Here is a 23,868-nt window from a genome sequence, read left to right on the forward strand (position 1 = left end):
CCGGCTTAGGTTCCTGACGAGAAGCGGAGTTGCCGCAACTTCAGGTTCGAAGATGGTCGTCCGCAGTCATTGCCACGCGGCCTCGTTTTTTTGCTCATAGTCGGAGAATGCCTTCTTCAGACCGCCCAGCACTTCCGCGGATGTCTCGAACATCGCCTTCAACTGAGGTTCATCGACTTTTTCGATATCTTCCCGGAGATGGTCCATTGTCTCCTGAAGATGCCGTTGCATCTTCTGCGTATGGTGACGCGGATCATGATCGGCTCGGTTAGCCATGGGGTCTCTCCTATGGTGGACGTTTCGATCAACTCGCCAGTTCTTGGCCGGTTCAGGGTTTAACTCTTTGCCTCTATTCTCGGTTCCCGATATCGGATTTCGAGAGTGCGCGGACTGTGAATTCCTGCGGAGTAGCCGCCTATTTCCGCAACGAGCTGGTCATCCGCCGGAAATGGATTGACGCGTCGGGGTATGCAGACCTCGTCGCGCTCTGTCAGTTTCTGCCAAGTCCGGCTTCCAGCCAAGTTGGTTTTGCTCTGGGCTTGCTGCGCGGAGGGCCGCTGGAGGCGCTTGCCGCCTGGGCAGCATTCACGCCTCCATCCGCGCTTCGGCAACAGGAAGGACGGCCCGTCGTCCAGAATGGTCGTTGCCCGATGCGGCCGAATCCTCGCGAGGCAACTGGAAGCCATGCAACTTCGTTGTTGGTGTACGGGGAACGTCATCGCCGGCAAAAAGAGAACGGAAGGGAGTGCCTGATGGGTTGGTCCTTCAAGATCGGGACGGTCGGCGGCACGGCAGTGCGCATGCACATCACCTTTGCGCTCCTGCTTGTCTGGGTATGGCTCGCGCATTATCGGATGGGCGGCGCGCCGGCTGCGTGGGAGGGCATTGCCTTCATCCTATCCGTCTTTGCCTGCGTCGTATTGCACGAGTTCGGTCATATCGCCGTTGCGCGCTACTTCGGGATCAAAACGCCGGATATTACCTTGTTGCCGATTGGTGGTGTCGCTCGTCTTGAGCGCATGCCCGAAGAGCCATATCAGGAACTGCTGATTGCCATCGCCGGTCCGCTGGTCAATGTGGCGATCGCAGGGCTGATCGTTCTTGTGCTCGGCACATCGGTGGGAGTGGAGCAGATCGTCAAAGTCGATGATCCGGGTATCGGCTTCTTGACGAGGCTCGCCGGCGTCAACATCTTTCTTGTCTTCTTCAACATGATCCCCGCCTTTCCGATGGATGGAGGCCGGGTGCTGCGCGCCGCTCTCGCCTCGCGTCTTACCTGGTCGCGTGCCACACAGATTGCCGCGGCGACCGGCCAAGGGCTCGCCTTCGTTTTTGTTTTCGCGGGCCTCTTCTATAACCCGCTGCTGATTTTCATCGGCATCTTCGTTTATCTCGCAGCGGCGGCAGAAGCGCAGAACGCGCAGATCCGCGAGGTCTCCGGCAGCATTCTGATCAGCGATGTCATGGTCACCAAATTCGCAAGGCTTGATCGTTCGGCGAGTATCGACGAGGCAATTGAAATGCTGCTTGCGACAACACAACGCGAATTTCCGGTGGTCGATTCAGACGGCCGTTTTGAAGGTCTTCTGACGCGTGACGACATGATCCGCAGCTTGAAGGACAAGGGTCCGGACACGCCTGTCGCAAGCGCGATGCGCGTCGATATTCCAAAAATCCATTATCGCAAAAGCCTGGAAGAGAGCTTGCGATTGATGCAGCAGGGAAATGTGCCGGCCATCGCCGTTGTAGACGGTACGGATCATCTCATAGGCCTCATGACGCATGAGACGATCGGAGAAATGATGATGGTTCGTGCCGCCGTATCAGGCGGTTTTCGCTTTGGCCACCTGCGCAGACAGCAATGAGCTCCTCCGCACTGGAACCCAATTACAGAATCTCGGTTTGGGCCAGAAAGGAGATTTGCAATGGCTCAAGATCCTGTCGAACCCATTCCCCATCCTGTACCTCCGGTGCCACCACCAGTCACGCCTATACCTCCCATCAAGGAGCCTGAACCAGACCGTCTGCCCGACGAAGAGCCGAATCCCAATCCGGATGAGAATGACGAGCCGCCCAAAACCGCAATCCTGAAGACATGAAGATCGGGCATGCCCCACCTTCGACCACGCTTGCTGCACAATCGGGATGGCGATCATCCTTTTGCAGAAAACGCAGTGGTCGAAAGTGAGGGGACGAGGGCAGGGGAGGTGGGCCACCTCAAAGGAACAGTCCGGTCAGTGTGATGGGGCGGCCCTCCTCCCCGCGGGGGCCTGGGAAAATTCTATGTCATCTGTCCAGACAAAAGGCATGCCCGCCTCAAGGCAAGCGGATACGAAAGCTTCCTGGGCGATATCGGAGGGCGCGGAACTTTCCACCGCGGCACGGCATTTGCGAACTGCTCTGTGCCAAAGTTCCCCGCGACGCGATGGCCATTCGTTCTCAAGAAAATCCAAAGCGTCGTATGCATTCTGAAACGTGTGCTCAAGGCCTGATTGCAGACGCGTAGTCACAGGACACGAGAATGGGCTATCTGGAATTTCCATGACGACTTCCTTTCATGTTCACCGGATGAAAAGACAGCCGCGATTGTTATTGGCAAATGTGGCGAGGGAATGCCCTCGGCGGCAGTTTATGGGGCGATCGGCGCATCAGGATGAAAGCCGCCGGCATTCTCATGGGTTCATCCGCCAGTGCCGGATCGATCGCCTGCGACCGCCTGCGCACGGATATAAAGGGCAACCGTCCTCGCGCTGACTGTTGCCCCGAAGTGGCAATAGCAGACGAGTTTATGCAGCTGGCGGCGATGCGTTCAGGCTGCCGAGTTCTGCGACTGCGGGCCTGCCGCGAAAGCGAAAAGCCAGGGAGAGAAGAACAATATCGCTCCAAGGATCAGGTTGGCTACGTCGCAGAGCTTGGCGTTTGTCCACTGGTTCATTTCAGCCTCCATTTAGAGAGCGTTTGAACGACGTGCGGAGCGGCCGGTTAGGCGACTACCGCGTCCGGATTTATTTCGCGTTTGGCCATTTGGGTCAGCAGATCGTTTCGTTGCAAGGCGTAGTCTCGTCAGGGAACTTTTCCGGAGGGATCTGGTTACGGATACGACCGAAAGGGCGCTGCCTCGTCGCCCGTTAACCGATAATATTTGCCGGCAGACTCCGTGAAGTCGACGGCTCAAATCCGCGATCAGTTCCGAACACTCCGTGTCCGTACCGCCGGTTTGATAAGGCCTTTCGGATCAATACCGGACAGGTTTGAAGCATGGGCCAGCGTTTGGAGCGCGGCAGCCGCGAATTCGATGCTTGAATAATAGCGGAAGCAGTCGGGGAAACTTTAACCGGTTGCGCCATCGAAATTATTGAAACGGGAGTGATAAACCATGTTTCCAGGTTCGAAAAAGCGAATATATGTCAGCATGATTGCTGGCATTCTGATGCTCTCGGCCGCCGGTATTGCTCCGGTCGCAGCGCAGGAAATCCCCAACGACTTCACCGCTATCGTACGCCAGAAGATACCGGCCGTCGTTGCAATCACGACCAGGCAGATTATCGAGGATCAGCCAACGAACGATTTCCTCAGTCCTCTCGATGGCCGCGGCTCCGCACCGGTCCAGCCACAGGTGCGAGAGGCCCTTGGCTCCGGTTTTGTGATCAGCAAGGATGGCTATATCGTCACGAACAACCATGTTGTTGCTGATGCCAATGAAATTCATGTCGTCTTCACCGACAAGCGGACTGCGCCCGCTCGGCTCGTCGGCCATGATTCGGCAACCGACATTGCGGTGCTGGAAATAGATCCGCGGCCCGATATGGCGGCGACCGTCTGGGGTGACTCGGACGCCTTGCAGCCGGGGGCCTGGACCATCGCGATCGGCAGCCCCTTCGGGCTCGGGGGAACCGTCACTGTCGGAGTGCTTTCTGCTCGTTCGCGCGACATTCAAGCCGGCCCCTATGACGACTTTCTTCAGACTGACGCCTCAGTCAACCAGGGCAATTCCGGCGGCCCCCTGTTCAATGCGCGGGGCGAAGTGATCGGCGTCAATACCGCCATTGTCTCGCCATCGGGCGGCAGCATCGGCATTGGTTTTGCAGTACCATCCCGCACCGCCCGGCCCGTCGTCGAACAGTTGATCCGGACCGGCCGGATCGAGCGCGGCTTTATCGGGGTGCATCTCCAGGAGGTCACCCCATCGATTGCCCGGGCGCTTGGAATACCGGACAGCAAGGGGGCGTTGGTCGCTTCCGTCGATCCGGGCAGCCCCGCTGGAAAGGCAGACGTACAGTCGGGTGATGTGATCACGCGTTTTAACGACAGGGATATCCAGAGCCCCCGTGACCTGACGCTTGCGGTGACGAACCAAAAGCCCGGGACGACAGCAACACTCGCAAGCAACCGTGGCGGCTCTGCGCAGGAGGTCACGGTAACCATTGGCGAGCGCACCGATGACGAGACACCGACGAGTGCCATTGCGCCAACGCCGGAAGCGGGCGACCAGCTTGGACTATCGCTCGGCCCTATCCCGGAGGAAGCGCTTCAGCAGCTAGGTGTCCCGCCGGGCACCACCGGAGTGTTTGTGCAAGACGTGGCACCTGATAGTCTCGCCGCTGACAACGGTCTTGAGGCCGGCGACGTGATCGTGTCGGCCAACAACCTGAGCGTAACCCAACCATCCGATATCGAAGAGCAGTGGGCGAAGTCCCGTCAGCAGAACAAACCCATACTGTTTCGCATCAGCAGGCAGGGACAATTCCTTTTTGTTGCCGTGGCCCGATCGTGATCTTAAAGGCAAGTCATTTGTCCCCTCTCGGCAAAGCTGTGATAGGCCGGCGCCTCGTTCTGCCAACGTCTTGACGATGCCAGCGCCAATCCCGCAGCTTCCTCTCGTTACCAGTGTCTGCATTTGTGTGAGAGCCGGCATGACAGATCTCCTGGACGATCAGCCAAAATTGACGGGCGTCTGACGATCAAGGCTCTTCATCATCGATCTCCAGCAGATCGACCAGCTCCGCTACCTTTCCCGTTGGCAGTTTTCGTCCTTCGTTCATCAGCGCTTCGTCAGCATTCACCCAAGCCCAGGCTTCGGCCAGATCGCGAACCGAAGCTCCTGTCGCCAGGATATCGGCAACCAGGGTTTCGTCGACGGGTCCGAGAACGGCAATTATGTTTTCAGAAGATAGATCCATGGGACTGCCTCCTTTCGGCTTCTTCCGGGAAGATAGCGGCCAAAACTGCAGATCAACCGGCTCCCTACAGAATTGTGATCTCCAACGTGAACGGCATCAGGATTAGCGTTCGATAGCGACGTGAAGAATGATGCCCGAACGCTTAGTCTGGAACATCCCCGACTCCGATATGTTTTATCGGAAGTGACACAAAGGAGGGACAGATGCTCTCCGTTGAGACAATGGTTTTCGATCGGGCCAAGCGGATATGCGTACTATGTGCCATCGGGCTTCTGCCGGCATCGGCTTTTGCCCAGGCACCCGCCAAACAGCCGGATCGCTGCCAGGCGCCGGATCGGCAGCAGAACCAGAATATGACGACGACAGAAGACAATTCACGACCGGCAAATAAATCCGGCACAGAAAAATTGTCCGACTGCAATGGCGTTTTAAAGCCACCTTCGACGGGCGATAGCGATTTCGTCGAGCCGGCCCCGCCGGTCGGCAATACACCTGTAATCCGGCCGGACGAGGTCCCGCAAAGGCAGCGGTAAGCATGGCTGACTGGAGTTGGCGATGAGTTCCGGCGATAAGAAAGCCGCGTCGGACGTTCCTCCAGCAAGCCGAAGTGATCCCGAGCAGCCATGCGATCATTGCCCGCTCAGCGAACGGGCAAGTTGTAGGTGCTGTTGCAACGTCGGCAACATTTTCTTTGCAAGTTCCGGCACCGGCCTGCCACCCTCACCGGCCTTTTCCTTGAATTCGGAAATATCTTTCTCGTGGGTCGAGACGATATAGTTCACAAACTCCTTATCGAATTCGGGGCCACTTAGGCTTTGAAGCTTTTCGATCTCGTTTTGCGCCTCGGTCGTTACAATGCCGGTTATCTTTACATCAAGATCCGTGGCGAGAGCCGTAGCATCGTCCTTGGCTCTGCGATGGTCGTCGATCAATGTCTGGGCGAATGAGCGTACACCGTCGCTGCCGCCCTTTTTCGTAGCGAGGTCACCGAGTCTGATTTCAGAATTGTCGGTTTTGATCGCGTCGCTCAGAAATTCCTTATCGCTCTTGGCCATGGCGGCGACCGCCGTCGTACAGCCGATCGCTAATATCAGGCCGGCAAACATGAATTTATATGGCATCGCTGCACCTCATGTTTCTTGACAAGGCACCACGCCCCTTAACTCAATTGAGAGAAGAGTTGTTCCGATCCGATTACATCATTGTGGAGGCCTGGCAGCCGAGGCGCTCATCTGGAGGCGACCGGAAAAACGGTCGCGTTCCGATTTGAGTGCCCTGAAGACTATGCAAAGCGACATCGAGGTCACAGTCGCCCGATCCGGCAAGTGGTGAGCACGGTCTTGGAAACAGCGCTAGACGGATTTTAGGATGAGCGCGCGAGGTTGATCAAAGCGCGCTAACGTTTTCGGCTTTTGATTTTCCGGTCTTGCGGTCCTGGCCTATCTCGTAGCTTACCTTTTGTCCCTCTTTCAGAGAACCGCCCCGTTCCAGAGCAGAAACGTGCACAAATACATCCGCCCCTCCGTTCTCCGGAGTGATGAAGCCAAACCCCTTGTCGTCGTTGAAAAATTTGACAGTGCCAGTCGGCATGAGAACTCCTGATCGCTTGCGCGGCCGCTTGCCGCGGCGCAAATCTATAGCGCAATCGCCGAGCGATCAATGGGCGCAGGAGCTCTAAGCCGCAGAACCTGCCAACGCCCGGGAGGTCAGCAGGCGGAGGCGAGAAGCGCCTGGCGCCTAAGCAGCATCCCGAACAGATCGCGCGGCTCGTCCGGATCGGCGAGCAGATCGAGCTGGTTTATGGAAGTCGAGCCGCTCACCCGGTCGCGGACATAGCGGAGCGCGGAAAAATCCTCGATCGCGAAACCGACGCTATCGAACAGCGTGATCTGCTTTTCCGATGAGCGCCCCGGCTTTTCGCCGGTGATGACCTGCCAGAGTTCCGTCACCGGATGGTCGAATGAAAGCTGCTGGATTTCGCCCTCAACCCGTGTCTGTGGCGGAAACTCCACAAATATGTCCGCGCGAAGCAGGACGTCGCGGTGCATTTCCGTTTTCCCGGGGCAGTCGCCGCCGACACCGTTGATATGCACGCCGGGGCCGATCATGTTGTCGGTCAGGATCGTGGCATTGTGCTTGTCGGCGGTCGCGGTGGTGATGATGTCGGCTGTCTCGACGGCCTGCTCGGCGGAGGTACAGGCTTCGATGTCGAAGCCAAATCTCTCGAGATTGCGGCGGCATCGGGCGGTCGCACCGGGATCGATGTCGTAAAGCCGCAGCCTGTCGATACCGAGCAAGGATTTGAAGGCGAGCGCCTGGAACTCGCTCTGGGCGCCGTTGCCGATCAAGGCCATGGTGCGCGCCTCCTTGCGCGCCAGGTATTTTGCCGCGGTCGCCGAGGTGGCGGCGGTGCGCAGCGCCGTCAGGATAGTCATTTCCGATAAAAGCAGGGGATAACCGCTGTCGACATCAGAGAGAACCCCGAAGGCCGTGACCGTCTGGCGGCCGGAGCTCGTGTTTTTCGGGTGGCCGTTGACATATTTGAAGCCGTAGAGCGTTCCGTCGCTGGTCGGCATCAGCTCGATCACGCCGTCCCTCGAATGGGAGGCGACGCGCGGGATCTTGTCAAAACTTTCCCAGCGGCGAAAATCGTCTTCGATGTAACCCGCCAACTCGACCAGAAACCTTTCGACGCCGGTTGCGACGACGAGATCCATCATGTTCTCGACGCTGATGAACGGCACGATGTTCAGGTGGGCGGTTACGGGCATCAAAAACTCCTTGTCGGGCGGTCCATGACCTTGCGGCCCATCAGGCTGGCAGTGAGATCGACCAGCAGCGTTGCGGTGCGACCGCGCTCGTCGAGGAACGGGTTGAGTTCGACCAGGTCCAGGCTGGTGACCAGGCCGCTGTCGTGCAGCATCTCCATAACCAGATGCGCCTCGCGGAAGGTTGCACCGCCTGGAACCGTCGTGCCGACGGCCGGAGCAAACGTGGGTTCAAGAAAGTCGACATCGAGGCTGACATGCAGCAAGCCGTTGGCCGCCGCGACCTTTTCAAGGAAAGCACGCAACAGCGCCGCGACCCCATGCTCGTCGATCACGCGCATGTCGTGAACCGTCACCGCGCTCTGGCGCAGCGCGGCGCGCTCGGCCGGATCGACGCTGCGGATGCCGATCATGCAGACCTGGGCCAGATCGACGGGATGCGAGAGTTTCGGCAGATAACCTTCGAAACCCGGCTGACCGGTGAAGTAAGCGACAGGCACGCCATGCAGGTTGCCGCTTGTCGTGGTGTCGAGCGTGTGGAAATCAGTGTGTGCATCGAGCCACAGAACGAAGAGCGGCCGATCGGCTTCGGCGGCCCGGCGGGCAAGGCCCGCCACTGTCCCGGCGGAGACGGCGTGATCGCCGCCCAGGAAAATTGGCATGCCTTCGCCGCTTTCGCGATAGGCGAGTTCCGTCAGCAGTTCGATCCAGGCGACAATCTGCGGCAGGCGTCGGATCGCGGCGTTCGGATGCGTGACATCGGACAGTTTCGAAATGCCGACATTGCCGAGGTCGGTCACCTCATGGCCAAGTTCCCTCAGCGCCGTTTCGAGACCGGCGGTCCTGAGCGCGCTTGGGCCCATTTCGCAGCCGAGTTGCACCGCGCCGTCCTGCAGGGGGATGCCAATGAGTTTGCAATGCATGTCTTGATCTCCGTTATGATGATTGGACCACGAAGGCGCGGCAGATTGAACAACTCAATTTGCCAAATTATTCGAACTGGCTTATCAAAATGGTATCTTCGATAGGCGCTTTGAGCATGGACGATTTTGACAGCAAACTTGTGACGCTATTGCGTCACAACGCAAGGCGGAGCATTTCCGACCTTGCGACGGATCTCGGGGCCTCGCGCGCCACCGTTCGTTCGCGCATGGAGAAGCTCGAAAAGGCCGGCAGCATTCTCGGCTACACTGTCATTTTGCGGGCTGACGCTGTCGAACTGCCGGTGCGCGGGATCATGATGGTGGAGATCGAGGGTAGGGCGGCGGACCAGGTCATCAAGGCGCTTGGGGGATTTCCGGAGATTTCGGAAATCCACACGACCAACGGTCGCTGGGATCTGATCGTTGAACTCGGTACCACGACATTGGCCGAATTCGACACCGTGCTGCGGCGGGTCCGTCTGGTGCCGGGGATTACGGCGACGGAAACCAGCCTCGTGCTCGCGACGCCCCGTAGCACCAAGGCTCGGTTATAGAAAAGGCCGCAGCACCGGATGCCGCGGCCTTCTGATATTTGGATAATTTAAAGATTATTGCGGGGTCATGTCGAAGCCGAACCACTTCGTGGACAGCTTTTTCGTCGTCCCGTCCGCCTTGGCGGCCGCGATCGCCTCGTCGAATTTCTGCTTGAGCGCAGTATCCGCCTTGCGAAGGCCGACCGAGCTGCCGGCGCCGAGGAAGCCACCCTGGAAGCGAGGGCCGACGATCGTCATGTCGCTATTGGTCGGCTTCTGCGCGGCGGTCATGAGGTAGCCCATCGACGCCATGACGAAATCGACACGGCCCGAAATGAGATCGAGGTCATGCTGTTCCGTGGTCTTGTACTCGCGAACCTGCACCACGTCCTTCAGGTATTCGTCGACGAAGCGTGCGGCGATGGAAGCCGTCTGGACGCCGACCGTCTTGCCCTGCAGCAGCGGCTTCAGCTCTTCGACAGCCTTGCGAGCGCCGGCTTCGTTGGAGGCGAGCGAGAAAAGCTGGTCCTTCATCGGCATTTTTGCCAGGGGGCCATCCTTCAGTGTGGCAAAGGACTGCCCGGTGCTGCCGTAGGACATGGAGAAGTCGATGACTTCCTTGCGCTTTTCGGTGGCCGACATGCCGGCCATGATGGCATCGAACTTGCCGGCATTGAGGGCCGGGATGATGCCGTCGAAGGCTTGAGCGACGAACGTGCACTTGATTTTCATGCGCTCGCAGAGGTTCTTGCCGAGTTCGATGTCGTAGCCGTCCAGTGTGCCATCCGGACGGGTCAGGTTATAGGGCGGGAAGGCGCCCTCCGTGGCGATGACGATTTCCGTTTTGTCTTGCGCCGCAGCGGCCGCCATCAGCGTCATGGCGGTGAAAGCGACGGTGATTGCCGTCTTGATGAATTTCATCTGTCAGTTCCCTCTCTTTGTCTGGGTAGAATGGTGGAGCGGCTCAGCCGCTGATGAATTTCCGGAAGCGCTCGGATTTCGCGTTGGTGAACATGTCCTGCGGCCGGCCTTCCTCTTCGATGGCGCCCTGGTGCAGGAAGATGACCCGGCTCGAGACATCGCGGGCAAAGCCCATTTCATGCGTGACGACCAGCATGGTGCGGCCTTCTTCGGCAAGCGCCCGCATGACGCGCAGCACTTCGCCGACGAGTTCCGGGTCGAGCGCCGAGGTCGGCTCGTCGAACAGCATCACCTTCGGCCGCATGGCAAGCGCGCGGGCGATGGCGGCACGTTGCTGCTGGCCGCCGGAAAGATGCGCCGGGTAATGATTGCGCTTGTCGGCAATACCCACCTTGGCCAGCAGAGCTTCCGCCTCTTCCAGGCATTCGGCGCGCGAACGCTTCTGCACGTGTAGCGGCGCCTCCATGACGTTTTCGAGCACGGTCTTGTGGGACCAGAGATTGAAGCTCTGGAACACCATGCCGAGTTCGGAACGGATACGCTCCACCTGGCGGCGGTCGGCAATGCGGCTCTTGCCGGAGCCGGTCGGCTTCATGCGGATGGTTTCGCCGGCAACGGTGATTTCGCCGGCATCGGGCGTCTCGAGCATATTGATGCAGCGGAGCATGGTCGACTTGCCGGAACCGGAGGAGCCGAGGATCGAGACGACCTCGCCCTCGCGCGCCTCCATGTCGATGCCCTTCAGCACTTCGACCGGACCGAAACTCTTGCGAAGCCCGCGCAGGGTGATGGCCGCCGGTGCGGGTGGATTGGTCGAAGGCGTCATCTAGCGGCTCCCGTGGATGTGCTGGGCAAGGCCGCAGGCTGGCGCAGGTGCGGGCTCAGTTGATACTCGGCGAGGGCAACAAGCCGGGTGAGGATGAAGTTGATGGCAAGATAGATGGCACCGGCGACGACGAAGACTTCGATCGCCCGATAGGTCTCGGAGATCAGCTTGGCGGCGACGCCGGTCACTTCCATGATGGTGATGATCGAGGCAAGCGACGTCGCCTTCACCATCGAGATCATCTCGTTGGAATAACCGGGCAGCGCCTGGCGGATTGCGAGCGGCAGGGCAATGCGCCGGAAGGTCATGAAACGGGACATGCCGCAGGCGCGCGCCGCTTCGATCTGGCCGAACGGGACCGAGAGCAGTCCGCCGCGGATGATCTCGGCGGAATAGGCAGCGGTGTTCAGCATCAGGGCAATGACGGCGCACCAGTAGGGGTCGCGCAGCACCACCCACACCATGCTCTGGCGGACCTCACGAAACTGGCCGAGGCCGTAATAGATCAGGAAGATCTGGACGAGCAGCGGTGTTCCGCGGAAGACGAAGATATAGGCCCTCGCGAACCAGTCGAGCGGCAGGATGCCGGACAGCCGGCAGAGCGCCAGGCCGAGGGCCAGGAACGCGCCGAGTACGATCGCACTCGCGGCAAGCTGCAGCGTCAGCGGCACCGCGGCAACGAGGCTCAGGAAGGTTTCGTAGAGAAACGGCAGATCCATCAACCCCTCCTGACGCCGCGCGTGAAGCGCTTTTCGCTGAGTTGCAGGAAACCGCCGGAAATCGTCGAGATAGCCAGGTAGATGGCAGCGGCGATGACGTAGAAATCGAAGGGCAGGCCGGTGGAGCCGGCGCCGATCTGCGACTGCCGAAGGAGTTCGACAACGCCCGTGACCGAAACCAGCGCGGACTCCTTCAGCACGACCTGCCAGACATTGCCCATGCCGGGAATTGCGTGGCGAAGCGTCAACGGCGCCAGGATCCTGCGAAACCGCAGGGAGCGCGACATGCCGCAGGCGATCGCCGCCTCCAGCTCGCCGGAATGCACCGCCCGAAAGGCGCCGCGAAAGACCTCCGTCTGCTGTGCGCCGGAGGTGATGCCGACGGCGAGCGCGCCGGCCAGGAAGCCCGGAAAGCCGATGAAGCCTTCAGCGCCGAACAACCTGCCGATCGCGGTCACGGCAGCGCTGCCGCCGAAATAGAAGAGATAGATGACCAGAAGATCGGGTATGCCGCGCAGAACCGTGGTGTAGAAACCCGCGATCCCGCGCGTCACCGGACCGCCCGAGACCTTCGCCCAGGCACCGAAGACGCCGATCACGCCACCGATCGCAAAACCGGCGATGGCGATCAGGACCGTCATGACGGTGGCTGCGGCAAGGGCCATGCCCCAGCCATTCGGGCCGGTTCCGATCAGATCCAGTATTGTCGGCTGGTTCATGGAGACCTCATCCACATGGAGGTTTGTTCGTGTCCAGATCCCGGCGTCACGGCACGAGAGCGCGACTTGCGCACCTCGCGCCGGGTCCGCCGGGTTAGAACGATGGCGTCAGGTCCAGCTTGCTCCACTTTTCGGAGAGCTTTTTGATGACGCCGTCCGCAGCCGCCGACTTGATGGCCGTGTCGAACTTCTCCTTCAGATCGGTCTCGCCCTTGCGCATGCCTATGGCGACTTCCGTCGCCAGCATGGCACCCTTCATCAGCGGTCCGACCATCGCCAGATCCTCGTTCCCAGGTTTGGCAAGTGCGGTGGTGCCATAGACGCCACTATCGAAACCGGCATCGATGCGGCCGGCCTTGAGGTCGAGATCGCGCTCGCCGGAATTCTTGTAGGTGCGGACGGTGACGCTTTTGCCGAAATAGGCGTTGATCAGCTGCTCCTGGCTTGTCGATTGCACGACGCCGATCGTCTTGCCGGAAAGAACACCGCCGATCGTCTTCATCACGGGATCGGCCTTGTCCTTGTCGTTGAGGTTCAGCCGTTCGCCGGTCATCGGCAGCTTGCTGACCGGGCTGTCCTTCAGTGTGATGAAGGTCGCCACGCCGCTCGCATAAGGCACCGTGAAATCAACGACTTCCTTTCGCTTTTCATTGATGCCGAGCGTCATGATAAGGTCGAACTTGCCGGCGTTGACGCTGGGGATCATGGCACTCCACTCACCGGCGATCAGCTCGCACTCCACCTTGGCGCGCTGGCACAGGTCGTTGATGAGGTCGATATCGAGGCCGGTCAGGTTCCCCTTGGAATCCAGCGCGTTCCATGGGGGGAAGGCACCTTCGATGCCGACCTTCACATGCGTCCAATCCTTGGCTTCTGCGCTAGGCAGCATGACGGTGAGAGTGGCGGCCAGCGCGGCCGCCCAGAGTTTCCCGGTCTTCATGTCGTGTTCCCTTATTTATTCGTTGCGTTGGAGAGGACGGTTGGGATGTCATATTCCGTCGAGGGCAAGCACCGTGCAGGCCTGTTTCAAGACGGAGAGAATGCGGTTGCGCGTCTGGCGCGCATGAACCGCGAAGAACGGGATATCGGCATGCCCTTGCGGCAAGGCGGCCAGTTCGCGAAGCCCTGATAGAGACGGCCGGGCCGGATGCGGAAGCGCATTGTCGTGATGGAAACGGTCACCGAACGTGTAGTTCAATGGAACGAGTAGGCGGGAGGCCTGCCGAAGGCGGTCGTTGATGATCTCGGCGCGAACCGGATCGACTTCCTGCTGCGCGACACCGTTGATCGCTTCGGCACACTGGCGCAGTTCATCCACCACCGAGATCAGGGCATTCAGATCTATCCGTCCCGCCAGATCCGCGGCCAGGCCGCCGAGTTCATGTTTGAGAGACGCTGCGTAGGCGGTGTAGTCGAGCGGCAGAACGCGGGCATCGAGCAGTTCACCGAGCACACGCAACACGATCTCGGTGTCGCGCTGAAGATTGGCCGAATCGATATGCTCTTCCGTATCGTGCGGCGTGTGCCACCACCACCCGAGCGCCGTCAGCATCTTCACCGGCCCTGGGGGCTGATGGCTGAGGCTGCCGAACATCGAGGGAATGCCTACGCCCCAGAAGGACTGGTCGGCAGCGCGCCCGTGACGACGACCTCCATGCGCCTGTCCGGTCACCGTTTCGACGGCCCTTGCCGCGACCGCCTTCAATTCGTCGATGACGGCCGAGTTCGTCAGGATGTCGGCGCCTGCACCGCCGGTGGAATCGACATTCACATGCGCAACGCAACGCTGTTCCAGTTCGTCCCAATATTCGTCCGCATACCAGGCGGACCCGGAATAACGGCCGTGGGAATGGCCGGACCAGAAGCAGATGCGCAGGCCCCGCCGCCAGCTCTCACGTCGCTCGGCCAGGAGGCGCGCGGCTTCCAGCATGGTGGCATTGGCTCCGCCATTGTCCATCACGCCGTAGTGCCAGGTATCGTGATGGCCGGAAAACAGGACGAAAGGTGCATCCGGTCGACCGTCCGGGGAAAGCTCCGCAACCAGGATGGGCGTCTTGCGCCAGCCCGTATCGACCTCCGTCGTCAGGCGAACCACTGGCGCCTTGCCGGCGCGGCAGGCCTGACGGAGCCGCTCGCCGTCGTCGCGGGAGATGGTGCAGATCGCCGTCTTTGGCAGCTGCGTGCGCGTATGTTGTGAGGGGCTGCCCCAGACGGGCGACACGCACATTTCGTAGAGGTGTTCGTTGGGGCTGACGTGGAGCTGCCCGATCGCGCCGCGGGCACTTGCAAGGGCCGCGACGTCTTCGGTCGCAATGCCATCGACAAGGATGATGCGCCCCTTAACGTCGATGCCCTCGAAATCGGCTTCGGTGCCTTCAGCGACATAGATGACGTCCGCCGAGATGCCTTCACCAGGCGTCGAGACCGACATGGAATGGGTAATGCAGCGGATGGCGTCGCCATCGATTTCGACAGCAGCCTTGCCCGGCAGGCTGATATAGGCGTCGTGCGAGAGAAGCTGCGTCCGATAACCGTAAGAGCCTATCTGCCTTTCCAGATATCGAAAGCTTTCCAGCTCTTCCGCCGTGCCCGAAAGTTTCACCCGTTTGCCAAACTCGTGGATGTGGCCCATCAGGATCTGGCGGTCGGGCTGGAGGGGCGCCTCAGACATCCCGCTTCTCCCGAATGTCTGGCTGGACGTCATCGGGGATCGGATTGACGAAGGGAGTGCCTTCGAGCCGTGCCGCAAAATCGGCTTTCGCTTCCGCGATCAGTTCCGGCTTCAGGATGAGGTCGACCGCGGTCGATGCCATTACCTTGGCCGCATGCGTCATGCCCTTGTGCGCGGCGGGCAGCTTGCCCTGGGCGACGAGCTGCCAGGAATGGCCGGGCGTGCCGATCGCATAGGTGGCGCCGCGCATCTGGACGGTCGGCACGACCCAGCTCACTGTCCCGACATCGGTGGAGCCGACGAGCGTTCCGTCGCCGCTTTCCGGCGGGAAGATGACATCGCAGAGGGACACGCCCTTGCGGACCTTCAACCCGAACCGTCCGAAGGACGCAGCGATATCGGCCTGACTGAAGGTTTCCTGGAATTTTGCGGCGGTCGCCTTGTCCGCCTCGTCGAAAGGCGGCAGGCCGACGCGCTCGATGTGGTTGTGCATCAGCGTTTCGAGCGGCGTATTGCCGACCAGGTTCGCATCGCCACTGACGATCTGGCTGCGCACGGAGGTACCGGTCATCAGGGCCGCGCCGGCCGCCACATCCTTCACGCGGGCCACGAGTTCCAGAAGTTCCGGAAGCGTGCGCGACCGGACGAGATAACGCACCGATGCCTTCGCCTGCACGACGTTCGGTGCATGGCCGCCGGTGTCGGTAATGGCATAGTGGACACGTGCCGTGGACGGCATATGCTCGCGCAGATAATTGACGCCGACATTCATCAGCTCGACTGCGTCGAGCGCGCTGCGTCCCAGATGCGGCGACGCCGCCGCGTGCGACGCACGGCCGGAGAAGTGGAAATTGAGTTCGTTGCAGGCGAGCGAGATCGGATTGTTGACGCCGACGAATGCGGCCGGGTGCCAGGAAATGGCAATGTCGACATCGTCAAAAACGCCGGCACGGACCATGAAGCCCTTTGAGGAGCCGCCCTCTTCGGCCGGGCAGCCATAATAGCGAACGCGGCCCGGAAGATTGTTCGCCTTGAGGTAATCCTTGACGGCAGCGGCCGCCAGCATGGAGCCGGAACCGAGAAGGTTATGCCCGCAGCCATGGCCATGGCCGCCCTCGACCACCGCCTTTTCCTCGGCAAGGCCCGCGACCTGGCTGAGGCCGGGCAGGGCGTCATATTCGCCGAGAATGGCGATGACCGGACCGCCTTCGCCGGCCTCGCCCATCACGGCCGTCGGGATGTTCGCGACATTGCGCATGACCCTGAAGCCCTCGGCTTCCAGCAGTTCGGCATGCGCCGCGGAGGAGCGGAACTCTTCGTAATTGGTCTCCGGAACTTCCCAGATATAGTCGCTAAGCTCGGCAAACCTGGGTGCCTTGCCGTCAACGATCTCCCAGACGTTGTCGAAATTTTTCATTTTGCCTACACATTTCATCCAAAATTGGTACCAATTTATGGGAAGATTCCTCTTTCGGCAAATGAAATTTGTGGCTAGTGATTAGGCAAATCGCCTCCCGGCCGCTTGAGGTCAAACGGATGAACACCCTGCTCGACGAACCCATCGCAGACGGCGAACCAGATGCCACCCAGCTTATCCTTACGGATATCCAGTCCGGAATACTTCAGCCGGGCACATGGCTGAAGCAGGTCGATCTCGAAACGCGCTACGGGCGCGGGCGCAACGAGATTCGCCGCGCGCTCGATCGCCTGGCGCAGAAGCGTGTCGTCGAGCACGTGCCGAACCGCGGCTATCACGTTTACAAGGCTGACGGAAAACAAGCCGAGGACATTGCCGAGATTCGCATCCTACTGGAAACCGGGGTGGTCCCCAAAGCTGTGGCCGCGGCGACGGCCGACGATATCAGCAACTTGCGCGTCCTGGCCGAGCGGTTCGAAAACCTTATCCTGCACGGCACCGTGCTGGAGCAATATGAAGCCAACTTGAATTTCCATCGTGCCTTCGTCCAGCTGTCCGGTAACGACGAACTGGATGGGATCATTGCGGAACTTCGCCAGCGCACGTCTTCCGCTCCGGTTTCCCAGTGGAAGACGCGGGCGCGAATAGAGCAATCGGCTCGGGAGCATCACGAAATGGTCGATCTTCTGGAGGCGGGCAATGTCAGCAAGCTGAGAGCGCTGATTGAAAGGCATATCCGACAGAGATAAAGGTGTTCGGTCGATCCTACACTGCGCCGGCGTCGGGTAACCTTCATCCGCGTTGAAAGGATGCGGCGCAACTTCTCAGCAAGCGGATGCGACTCGGCCTCAAACCGCGCGACATCAGAGAGCGCGGCCTTCAGCGAAGCATCTTATCCGCCGGTAATGATCAAGACCGCAATCTGCATGACGGTAGCAAATCTGATTGGGCAGGCGCCTGTGCGTGCAACCGTGAAGCTCGATGCGCCGCTGATGAGCGTCAAGCGAGGTATGGCAAACGAGGGTTTGTCGGGGCCGCACCAAGTTCCGATCGGTCGAGGCGCTTGGGACGAGACCAATCCTTGCGGGCCGCTTCGCTGAGAACAAGTCCATGGCCCGGACGGTTTGGTGCGAATGCAAAACCGTCCTTGATCTCGATAGGCTGCTCCACCAGGTGATCGAAATTCTGGAACGAATATTCGAGCCATTCGACTTCCGGAAGTGCGACAGCCATGTGCACTCCGACTTCCAGGAACGTATTGCCCAGGCTGATCGGGACGCCAAGCTCGGCTGCAAGCCAACCGATCCGCATGACGTCTGTCACCTGGCCATGGACGTTCAGCAGATCGGTCCCGAAATTTTCCATAAGGATCCGTTTTCCCGTTGCGTCGAGATACTCTCCACTGTTGATCTGGGTCCAGTTGACCGCGTGACGGAGTGTCCGGAGCCCCTCGAAGTCATGGCGCAGAATTGGATCTTCAACCCATAACAGAGCATGGCCGGCGTCGCGGATCGCCGTAAGCTTCACCAGGGCTTCCTTCGAATTCCAGGCCTCGTTGGGATCGATCATGATATGTGAACCGGCAGGCACGACTTCCTTCAACAAATCGAGACGACGCATATCCCGTTTGAAGTCCTGATGGCCCACCTTAATCTTGAATGCCGTGTATCTAAGGCTCGCGGCATGTGAGAACAACGCGCAGAACGCTTCGTCACCGAGGTGGAAGTCGAGACCGCTGGCATAGGCGCGAACACGGTCACGACGGCTGCCGAGCAGGGTGTGGAGCGGTAATCCGACTTCCTTGGCGGCAAGGTCCCACAACGCGACCTGCAGCGCCTCGTGAAATGGCAGCGAAAAGGCGCGCTGGTTGCCGCCCCGCGGGCGATGGACCCGATGGACCAGCGCGATGGCTTCCTGGCCCTCGATGCCGGGCCAAACCTCGTTTGCAAAAACCGCCTCGATCTCGGTTTGATCCGGGAGGGGATGAAAGAGAGTCTGGATAAAGCCCAGCCCGATCTTTCCGCTTTCGCCCACAAGTTCGAGAGCAGCGACGTTGACGTCGTCGGCTCGGACCTGACTGTCTCCGATTACCCTGTCGCGGGCGAACTGAAATCGGGTTATACGGAATTCTGATAGGGGCATAACAGCGCTCTCTGATCGTTTTAATTTGTCAACTGATCTATCAATGGTATTATCGGACGTATGAAAAAATCGCAAGCGCGTAAGGGAAGATCAGCCGGCGTCGAACCCGCCGCGCCGCGGCTCAGCGACGTAGCCTATGAGCGGATCCTCGAGAGTCTGTTCGAACGAAAGGTTCCTGTGGGCGCATTCATCTCCCAGAGCGAGCTTTCGGAAATCGTCGGCGTGCCGGTCGCGCCGCTCCGCGACGCCCTGCGAATGCTTGAGGCCGAAGGCATTCTGACGATCCATCCGCGCTCCGGAATCCAGTTCGTTCGACCGGGTCTCGACCTGACGCGTGCGACATATCAGTTCCGCTCGATCATCGAGAGGTCGGCCGTGCGAGTCTTTGCCGAACAGGCCGAAGAGGAGTTGATGAACAGTCTGGAAGTCCGCCATTCCAGGCTTATGCGTAAACTGGAGAGAGATGGACTTACCGTCGATCATCTCGCGGAGATGGATCTCCTCGAGCTCGAGCTTCACGGCCAGATCGTCGCGGCACTGCGTAATCCGCTGATCGATACGGCCTATCGTAGAATGCACAACTACCTGCGTTTGCTGCGATTGGAACGGAAGGTGACGCCTCCGATCCTCATTAGGACATTGAAGGAGCATCTGGATATTCTGGAGGCATGTTCCACCAGGGATGCCGATGCCGCAGAGAAGGCGCTTCAGGCGCATTTCCAGGCAGCGATTCATCGAAATATGGGACTGGTTTGACCGGAACCGCGCGTCCAGTCGTCTTGGCCTTGCCGAGCCTTCGAAAGATTGCTATCTCTATCTGATCGATCAGATTTGCAATCTGATATGTGGGAGGATGGATTAGATGCAGATCACCAAACGTGAGTTTCTCGCCGCGACGGCCGCCCTGGCGCTGGCCGGCAACATTCGCTCCGCCAATGCGGCGACCGCGATAAATTACTGGCACCATTTCACGAGCCAATCGGAGATGGCCGGCCTGTTGAAAATCATCGAGCTGTTCGCCAAAACTCATCCGGGCGTCACGGTCACGCAGGAAAGCATCCCGAACTCTGAATACATGGCGAAGGTTTCGTCCGCGGTGGTGGCCGGCGGACGGCCGGATACCGGTATGGTCATCGCGGAACGCTTCGCCGACCTGACGGCGATGGGCGCATTGACGGACATCACCAAGCGGGTGAGTGCATGGAAGGGCAAGGCCAATCTGCCGGAAAACCGGTGGACCGGCATGTCCCAGGGCGGCGCCGTATATGCCGTTCCAGCTTATGCCTTCGTCGACTGGATGTATTACCGAAAGGACTATTTCGAGGAAGCGGGCCTTGCGGGCCCGCCGAAGACCTTGGACGAGTTCGTTACCGCCTGCAGGAAACTGACTAACCCCACGAAAGGTCGCTACGCGTTCGGCATGCGAGGTGGCGCGGGAGCATTCAAATACGTCATCGACATGATGGAGTCCTTCGGCTCTCCGATCGTGAAGGACGGGCAGGCGGCGATCGACAAGGCAGCCGCAGTCGAGGCCATCAGCTTCTATTCGAGCCTCTTTCTCAAGGAGAAGGTCGTTCCACCAAGCGCGCCCAACGACAGCTATCGCCAGATCATGGAAGGATTCCGCACCGGTCAGACCGCCATGGTCTGGCATCATACGGGATCGCTGATCGAAATCTCCGCTGCTCTCAAAGCGGGCGAACAGTTCGCCACGGCTCCCATGCCGGCGGGCCCGAAGGCCCATATTGCGCGTGTTGCGTATGCCGGCAACGGCATCATGAAGGACGACAATATCGACGCTGCCTGGGACTGGATCAGTTTCTGGGGTGAAACGGACGCGGCGGTCGCCCTGCTGGAAGCAACGGGCTATTTCCCCGCGTCGACGGCGGCGCTTGAGGATAAGCGGATCAAGTCCAATCCGGTCTATCAGGCCGCTTCAAAAACACTCGAGTTCGGGCGGCTGCCCAACAGTTTCGTCGGCGCTGCCGGGTGGTCGGAAAATGTCGTCAATCCCGCCTTCCAGTCGGTTCTGACTGGGCAGTTGACACCCGTGCAGGCCGTCGACCGCATGATCCAAGGGCTCGAAGCCGCGCTTCGTTAGTCAACCAGACGCGATGACCGTAACGTCGTCGCGTCCCAGAGGACGGCATGCGCCGCGATCACATGAAGTCAATCTTGCCACGTGGACCAATCACGCTGCTCGGAAACCTTTCCGAAACGCGGTATTGGGTCTACCTCCTGCTGTTTCCGAGCCTTGTCCTGCTTCTGCTGGTGGTCGCCTATCCGACGCTCTACGGCTTCGTCATCAGCGTGCGGGAAATGCGCCTCACCCGGCCCGGCCTTAACGGCTGGGTTGGGATGAAGCACTACGTCGCGATGATGTCGGATCGGGTCTTCTGGATCTCGTTGAAAAATACAGCGATCTGGGTAACGGCAGCTATCGCCATCGAAGTGACGCTCGGCTTCGTCGCAGCCGTGGCGCTCAACCGCAACCTTCCAGGTACGAAGTTATTCGGCGTGCTGATCCTGCTTCCCTATTTCCTGCCGAACGTGGTGGCCGGACATATGTGGGCTCTCTTGCTGGATCCACGGCTGGGCGTCATCAACGACCTGCTGGTAGGGATTGGGATATTGAGCACCTACAAGGCGTGGTTTGCCGATCCGGCCACCGCGTTGGCCGCGACTATTCTGGTCGAGGCGTGGCACGGTTTTCCGTTCTTCGCACTTCTGTTTCTCGCCGGATTGAAGGGCATCCCGGAGGACCTGTACAAAGCTGCGGCGGTCGATGGCGCAGGCCCCGTCCGTCAGTTTCGTCTGATCACGGTGCCCATGCTGAAGACGGTGATCGCCGCGGCCGTCATCCTGCGCGTGATCAGCCTCGTCAACTCGCCGGACCTGCTGCTCGTCTTGACCGGCGGAGGCCCCGGCAACGCCACGCAAGTCCTGTCGCTCTACGCGTTCCAGACTGCCTATCGCGAGTTCAATTTCGGGTATGCGGGCGCGCTTTCGGTCGTCATGTTCATCCTCCTCATGCTGTTTGCGACCATCTACATCAGGCTAACGCGCGTCACGAAGGAATGAGAATGCTCAAGACCAGCCGCAGCCGGCGCCTTGCGGGAGACATCCTGACCTATGCCGTGCTGACAACTCTGACGACGTTCTGCCTCGGGCCGATCCTCTGGATGTTTCTCACGTCCCTCAAGACGGAGGCGGACATCGTCACCTCGCATATGCAGTACATCCCCCGAACGGTCACCTTTCAAAACTATGTCGCCATCTGGACGCAATCGAACTTTCCGGTGCTGATTGCAAACAGCTTGGTGGTAACCACAATTACAGTGGTGATCTGCGTTCTGACCGGGACGCTCGCGGCTTATGCATTCGCGCGGCTGCCGTTCAAAGGCCGAGACAAAATCATGCTCGGCTATCTGCTGGTGCGGATGTTCCCGGCCGTTATGGTGATCATCCCGCTCTACGTCATGATGCGGACAGTGGGCCTGGTCGACAGCCGCTTTGGATTGGCGCTTGCTTATACCAGCTTTCTGTTGCCGCTATTTGCTTGGATGCTCAAGGGCTTTTTCGATGCCGCGCCGAAGGAGCTGGAAAGCGCTGCTCGGATCGATGGCTCCACACGACTTGGAGCCATGGTGCGCATCGTATTGCCATTGGCGCGAAATGGTCTCGTCGCCAGTTCGGTATTCATCGCGATCGCTGCGTGGAACGAGTTCATTTTTGCGCTCATGTTGACGACAGGGCAGGGTTCCCGAACGTGGCCTGTCGGATTGCAACTGATGGTCGGCGAATTCCAGCTGCCGTGGGGGGTGCTTGCCGCCGGCGGCATACTCAGCATCCTGCCGGTGGTCGTCCTCTTCGCGATCGTTCAGCGCGCGATGGTCCAGGGTCTTACCGCAGGCGCGATCAAGGGTTGAGGAGAAAACGATGGCCACCCTTTCCATAAGCGGTATCCGAAAATCCTATGGGGCGCTCGATGTCCTCCACGGAATAGACGTCGATCTGGAAGACGGCGGCTTTCTGGTGCTGCTTGGACCCTCCGGATGCGGCAAGTCCACCTTGTTGAACATCATCGCCGGGCTCGACGAACCGTCGGCCGGGGATATCGCCATCGCGGGCCGGTCGGTCACGGCCCTGCCGCCGAAAGATCGGAACATCGCAATGGTGTTTCAGTCCTACGCGCTGTACCCGACGATGTCGGTCGAACGAAACATCGGCTTCGGGCTCGAAATGCGGGGCGTGCCCGAGCAAGAGCGCAAGGCGGAAATTCGCAAAGCGGCGGAGATGCTTCAGATCGGGCATCTTCTCGATCGCCTTCCCGCAAATTTGTCCGGCGGCCAGAGGCAACGTGTTGCCATGGGGCGCGCAATCGTGCGCAATCCCGATCTTTTTCTCTTCGACGAACCGCTCTCGAACCTGGACGCGAAACTGCGCGTCGAGATGAGAACCGAGATAAAACGTCTTCATGAACGTCTTGGCACCAGCATTGTCTACGTCACCCACGACCAGATCGAAGCGATGACGCTGGCGACGAAGGTGGCCGTAATGAAGGGCGGTTATGTTCAGCAGCTTGCCGATCCTCGAACCATCTACGAACGCCCAGCCAACATGTTCGTCGCAGGGTTCATCGGTTCTCCGGCAATGAACTTCATTCGGGGGAAACTTCTTTCGGATGCTGACGGAACCCGGTTCACGAGCGAGGGGGTGCTCGTCGCGCTCAGCGGTCCCGGGATCGCGAATGGAACGCGAGAGTGCGTGTTCGGCGTCAGACCGGAGGAGCTCAAGGTCGTCGAGACGGAGGACGCTTTTCTTGAGGGAGTGATCGACGTCGTGGAGCCGACGGGTCCAGACACCATGGTCACTGCCATTATCGGCAACCAGGCTGTCATAGCCAGAGCTGAACCGCGGTTCAAGGGTCGAAGAGGCGACCAAATTCGGTTCAAAGTCGATCCTTCAAGCATCAATCTTTTCGACGCCGAAACTGAGGTTAGAATAGATACTGGCGATGGGCCTCCAGTCCGTATCGCGTCGGTCTAA

General features: G+C 59.7%; 25 protein-coding genes. 9 read left to right on the forward strand and 16 right to left on the reverse strand.

Translation table 11 applies throughout. The features are described from left to right. Window positions 1–66 precede the first annotated feature (66 nt). Entirely contained in the window at window positions 67–276 is a 210-nt protein-coding gene (locus tag ACZ9IU_RS26260) for a hypothetical protein (RefSeq protein ID WP_040125048.1), read from the reverse strand. Between the two features lie 116 nt (window positions 277–392). Here ACZ9IU_RS26260 and ACZ9IU_RS26265 point away from each other — a divergent pair, with 116 nt between their 5' ends. After that, window positions 393–1,865 (forward strand): site-2 protease family protein, encoded by a 1,473-nt coding sequence (locus ACZ9IU_RS26265; protein ID WP_080719360.1) that lies wholly within the window; start codon window positions 393–395, stop codon window positions 1,863–1,865. A 369-nt stretch (window positions 1,866–2,234) separates the two neighbouring features. On the opposite strand, the gene ACZ9IU_RS26270 is transcribed toward ACZ9IU_RS26265, so the two are convergent. Continuing rightward, window positions 2,235–2,543 carry a DUF982 domain-containing protein gene (locus ACZ9IU_RS26270; protein WP_080719359.1) on the reverse strand — a complete coding sequence of 103 codons (309 nt, stop codon included), beginning with the start codon at window positions 2,541–2,543 and terminating at the stop codon, window positions 2,235–2,237. 266 nt (window positions 2,544–2,809) lie between these two features. Further along, entirely contained in the window at window positions 2,810–2,935 is a 126-nt protein-coding gene (locus ACZ9IU_RS26275) for a hypothetical protein (RefSeq protein ID WP_275452114.1), read from the reverse strand. Window positions 2,936–3,376: 441 nt separating this feature from the next. On the opposite strand from ACZ9IU_RS26275, the gene ACZ9IU_RS26280 reads away from it, so the two are divergent. After that, window positions 3,377–4,774, forward strand: a complete 1,398-nt coding sequence (locus tag ACZ9IU_RS26280; RefSeq protein WP_040125044.1) for a Do family serine endopeptidase — start codon at window positions 3,377–3,379, stop codon at window positions 4,772–4,774. Between the two features lie 187 nt (window positions 4,775–4,961). Here the strand turns inward: ACZ9IU_RS26280 and ACZ9IU_RS26285 are convergent, their stop codons facing one another. The 5 genes from ACZ9IU_RS26285 to rocF form a co-directional block, all read right to left on the reverse strand. Then, window positions 4,962–5,180 carry a hypothetical protein gene (locus ACZ9IU_RS26285; RefSeq protein ID WP_040125042.1) on the reverse strand — a complete coding sequence of 73 codons (219 nt, stop codon included), beginning with the start codon at window positions 5,178–5,180 and terminating at the stop codon, window positions 4,962–4,964. A 629-nt stretch (window positions 5,181–5,809) separates the two neighbouring features. Then, complete coding sequence (locus ACZ9IU_RS26290) at window positions 5,810–6,301, reverse strand: DUF4142 domain-containing protein (protein ID WP_040125040.1); 492 nt, start codon at window positions 6,299–6,301, stop codon at window positions 5,810–5,812. A 265-nt stretch (window positions 6,302–6,566) separates the two neighbouring features. Continuing rightward, window positions 6,567–6,770: a cold-shock protein gene (locus tag ACZ9IU_RS26295; protein ID WP_040125038.1), complete on the reverse strand. Its 204-nt coding sequence runs from the start codon at window positions 6,768–6,770 to the stop codon at window positions 6,567–6,569. Between the two features lie 116 nt (window positions 6,771–6,886). Continuing rightward, window positions 6,887–7,951: an ornithine cyclodeaminase gene (gene ocd, locus ACZ9IU_RS26300; RefSeq protein WP_040125036.1), complete on the reverse strand. Its 1,065-nt coding sequence runs from the start codon at window positions 7,949–7,951 to the stop codon at window positions 6,887–6,889. Further along, on the reverse strand, window positions 7,951–8,871 hold the full coding sequence (gene rocF / locus ACZ9IU_RS26305) for an arginase (protein ID WP_040125034.1): 921 nt from the start codon (window positions 8,869–8,871) through the stop codon (window positions 7,951–7,953). The genes ocd and rocF overlap by 1 nt, the downstream gene beginning before the upstream one ends. A gap of 116 nt (window positions 8,872–8,987) precedes the next feature. Between rocF and ACZ9IU_RS26310 the strand changes: the two genes are divergently transcribed. Then, window positions 8,988–9,425 (forward strand): Lrp/AsnC family transcriptional regulator, encoded by a 438-nt coding sequence (locus ACZ9IU_RS26310; protein WP_040125033.1) that lies wholly within the window; start codon window positions 8,988–8,990, stop codon window positions 9,423–9,425. 54 nt (window positions 9,426–9,479) lie between these two features. Here ACZ9IU_RS26310 and ACZ9IU_RS26315 read toward each other — a convergent pair whose 3' ends face one another. The 7 genes from ACZ9IU_RS26315 to ACZ9IU_RS26345 all read right to left on the reverse strand — a co-directional run bounded on the left by ACZ9IU_RS26315 (window position 9,480) and on the right by ACZ9IU_RS26345 (window position 16,677). After that, window positions 9,480–10,325 carry a transporter substrate-binding domain-containing protein gene (locus ACZ9IU_RS26315; RefSeq protein WP_040125031.1) on the reverse strand — a complete coding sequence of 282 codons (846 nt, stop codon included), beginning with the start codon at window positions 10,323–10,325 and terminating at the stop codon, window positions 9,480–9,482. A gap of 43 nt (window positions 10,326–10,368) precedes the next feature. After that, on the reverse strand, window positions 10,369–11,151 hold the full coding sequence (locus ACZ9IU_RS26320; RefSeq protein ID WP_040125029.1) for an ABC transporter ATP-binding protein: 783 nt from the start codon (window positions 11,149–11,151) through the stop codon (window positions 10,369–10,371). After that, the gene (locus ACZ9IU_RS26325; RefSeq protein WP_040125028.1) at window positions 11,148–11,870 is read right to left on the reverse strand and encodes an ABC transporter permease; all 723 of its coding nucleotides are present in this window, start codon (window positions 11,868–11,870) and stop codon (window positions 11,148–11,150) included. Before ACZ9IU_RS26325 ends, ACZ9IU_RS26320 begins: the two co-directional genes overlap by 4 nt. Then, window positions 11,870–12,589 (reverse strand): ABC transporter permease, encoded by a 720-nt coding sequence (locus ACZ9IU_RS26330; RefSeq protein WP_040125026.1) that lies wholly within the window; start codon window positions 12,587–12,589, stop codon window positions 11,870–11,872. Before ACZ9IU_RS26330 ends, ACZ9IU_RS26325 begins: the two co-directional genes overlap by 1 nt. A gap of 94 nt (window positions 12,590–12,683) precedes the next feature. Next, window positions 12,684–13,529 (reverse strand): transporter substrate-binding domain-containing protein, encoded by an 846-nt coding sequence (locus ACZ9IU_RS26335; protein WP_040125024.1) that lies wholly within the window; start codon window positions 13,527–13,529, stop codon window positions 12,684–12,686. 48 nt (window positions 13,530–13,577) lie between these two features. Then, a complete protein-coding gene (locus ACZ9IU_RS26340; RefSeq protein WP_040125022.1) occupies window positions 13,578–15,260 on the reverse strand; it encodes a M28 family peptidase in 1,683 nt (560 codons plus the stop codon). Beyond that, window positions 15,253–16,677: a M20 family metallopeptidase gene (locus ACZ9IU_RS26345; protein WP_157885313.1), complete on the reverse strand. Its 1,425-nt coding sequence runs from the start codon at window positions 16,675–16,677 to the stop codon at window positions 15,253–15,255. Before ACZ9IU_RS26345 ends, ACZ9IU_RS26340 begins: the two co-directional genes overlap by 8 nt. A 119-nt stretch (window positions 16,678–16,796) precedes the next feature. Here ACZ9IU_RS26345 and ACZ9IU_RS26350 point away from each other — a divergent pair, with 119 nt between their 5' ends. Beyond that, window positions 16,797–17,426: a GntR family transcriptional regulator gene (locus ACZ9IU_RS26350; RefSeq protein WP_040125019.1), complete on the forward strand. Its 630-nt coding sequence runs from the start codon at window positions 16,797–16,799 to the stop codon at window positions 17,424–17,426. A 250-nt stretch (window positions 17,427–17,676) separates the two neighbouring features. Here the strand turns inward: ACZ9IU_RS26350 and ACZ9IU_RS26355 are convergent, their stop codons facing one another. Next, entirely contained in the window at window positions 17,677–18,819 is a 1,143-nt protein-coding gene (locus ACZ9IU_RS26355) for a mandelate racemase/muconate lactonizing enzyme family protein (RefSeq protein ID WP_040125017.1), read from the reverse strand. Between the two features lie 60 nt (window positions 18,820–18,879). Between ACZ9IU_RS26355 and ACZ9IU_RS26360 the strand changes: the two genes are divergently transcribed. From ACZ9IU_RS26360 to ACZ9IU_RS26380, 5 genes are all read left to right on the forward strand, one after another. After that, complete coding sequence (locus ACZ9IU_RS26360) at window positions 18,880–19,575, forward strand: GntR family transcriptional regulator (protein WP_040125015.1); 696 nt, start codon at window positions 18,880–18,882, stop codon at window positions 19,573–19,575. Between the two features lie 106 nt (window positions 19,576–19,681). Further along, complete coding sequence (locus tag ACZ9IU_RS26365) at window positions 19,682–20,920, forward strand: ABC transporter substrate-binding protein (RefSeq protein ID WP_040125014.1); 1,239 nt, start codon at window positions 19,682–19,684, stop codon at window positions 20,918–20,920. A gap of 74 nt (window positions 20,921–20,994) precedes the next feature. After that, window positions 20,995–21,900: a carbohydrate ABC transporter permease gene (locus tag ACZ9IU_RS26370; protein ID WP_244447568.1), complete on the forward strand. Its 906-nt coding sequence runs from the start codon at window positions 20,995–20,997 to the stop codon at window positions 21,898–21,900. After that, on the forward strand, window positions 21,897–22,748 hold the full coding sequence (locus tag ACZ9IU_RS26375; protein WP_405029357.1) for a carbohydrate ABC transporter permease: 852 nt from the start codon (window positions 21,897–21,899) through the stop codon (window positions 22,746–22,748). The genes ACZ9IU_RS26370 and ACZ9IU_RS26375 overlap by 4 nt, the downstream gene beginning before the upstream one ends. A gap of 10 nt (window positions 22,749–22,758) precedes the next feature. Further along, a complete protein-coding gene (locus ACZ9IU_RS26380; RefSeq protein WP_051900515.1) occupies window positions 22,759–23,868 on the forward strand; it encodes an ABC transporter ATP-binding protein in 1,110 nt (369 codons plus the stop codon).

This window comes from Mesorhizobium sp. USDA 4132, from assembly GCF_056279545.1.

What these genes read in the sequence shown, in the direction of transcription:
- ACZ9IU_RS26260 (WP_040125048.1), bottom strand. Translation starts at nt 276, where the DNA reads ATGGCTAACCGAGCCGATCATGATCCGCGTCACCATACGCAGAAGATG.
- ACZ9IU_RS26270 (WP_080719359.1), bottom strand. Translation starts at nt 2,543, where the DNA reads ATGGAAATTCCAGATAGCCCATTCTCGTGTCCTGTGACTACGCGTCTG.
- ACZ9IU_RS26275 (WP_275452114.1), bottom strand. Translation starts at nt 2,935, where the DNA reads ATGAACCAGTGGACAAACGCCAAGCTCTGCGACGTAGCCAACCTGATC.
- ACZ9IU_RS26280 (WP_040125044.1), top strand. Translation starts at nt 3,377, where the DNA reads ATGTTTCCAGGTTCGAAAAAGCGAATATATGTCAGCATGATTGCTGGC.
- ACZ9IU_RS26285 (WP_040125042.1), bottom strand. Translation starts at nt 5,180, where the DNA reads ATGGATCTATCTTCTGAAAACATAATTGCCGTTCTCGGACCCGTCGAC.
- ACZ9IU_RS26290 (WP_040125040.1), bottom strand. Translation starts at nt 6,301, where the DNA reads ATGCCATATAAATTCATGTTTGCCGGCCTGATATTAGCGATCGGCTGT.
- ACZ9IU_RS26295 (WP_040125038.1), bottom strand. Translation starts at nt 6,770, where the DNA reads ATGCCGACTGGCACTGTCAAATTTTTCAACGACGACAAGGGGTTTGGC.
- ocd (WP_040125036.1), bottom strand. Translation starts at nt 7,951, where the DNA reads ATGCCCGTAACCGCCCACCTGAACATCGTGCCGTTCATCAGCGTCGAG.
- rocF (WP_040125034.1), bottom strand. Translation starts at nt 8,871, where the DNA reads ATGCATTGCAAACTCATTGGCATCCCCCTGCAGGACGGCGCGGTGCAA.
- ACZ9IU_RS26310 (WP_040125033.1), top strand. Translation starts at nt 8,988, where the DNA reads ATGGACGATTTTGACAGCAAACTTGTGACGCTATTGCGTCACAACGCA.
- ACZ9IU_RS26315 (WP_040125031.1), bottom strand. Translation starts at nt 10,325, where the DNA reads ATGAAATTCATCAAGACGGCAATCACCGTCGCTTTCACCGCCATGACG.
- ACZ9IU_RS26320 (WP_040125029.1), bottom strand. Translation starts at nt 11,151, where the DNA reads ATGACGCCTTCGACCAATCCACCCGCACCGGCGGCCATCACCCTGCGC.
- ACZ9IU_RS26325 (WP_040125028.1), bottom strand. Translation starts at nt 11,870, where the DNA reads ATGGATCTGCCGTTTCTCTACGAAACCTTCCTGAGCCTCGTTGCCGCG.
- ACZ9IU_RS26330 (WP_040125026.1), bottom strand. Translation starts at nt 12,589, where the DNA reads ATGAACCAGCCGACAATACTGGATCTGATCGGAACCGGCCCGAATGGC.
- ACZ9IU_RS26335 (WP_040125024.1), bottom strand. Translation starts at nt 13,529, where the DNA reads ATGAAGACCGGGAAACTCTGGGCGGCCGCGCTGGCCGCCACTCTCACC.
- ACZ9IU_RS26340 (WP_040125022.1), bottom strand. Translation starts at nt 15,260, where the DNA reads ATGTCTGAGGCGCCCCTCCAGCCCGACCGCCAGATCCTGATGGGCCAC.
- ACZ9IU_RS26345 (WP_157885313.1), bottom strand. Translation starts at nt 16,677, where the DNA reads ATGAAAAATTTCGACAACGTCTGGGAGATCGTTGACGGCAAGGCACCC.
- ACZ9IU_RS26350 (WP_040125019.1), top strand. Translation starts at nt 16,797, where the DNA reads ATGAACACCCTGCTCGACGAACCCATCGCAGACGGCGAACCAGATGCC.
- ACZ9IU_RS26355 (WP_040125017.1), bottom strand. Translation starts at nt 18,819, where the DNA reads ATGCCCCTATCAGAATTCCGTATAACCCGATTTCAGTTCGCCCGCGAC.
- ACZ9IU_RS26360 (WP_040125015.1), top strand. Translation starts at nt 18,880, where the DNA reads ATGAAAAAATCGCAAGCGCGTAAGGGAAGATCAGCCGGCGTCGAACCC.
- ACZ9IU_RS26365 (WP_040125014.1), top strand. Translation starts at nt 19,682, where the DNA reads ATGCAGATCACCAAACGTGAGTTTCTCGCCGCGACGGCCGCCCTGGCG.
- ACZ9IU_RS26375 (WP_405029357.1), top strand. Translation starts at nt 21,897, where the DNA reads ATGAGAATGCTCAAGACCAGCCGCAGCCGGCGCCTTGCGGGAGACATC.
- ACZ9IU_RS26380 (WP_051900515.1), top strand. Translation starts at nt 22,759, where the DNA reads ATGGCCACCCTTTCCATAAGCGGTATCCGAAAATCCTATGGGGCGCTC.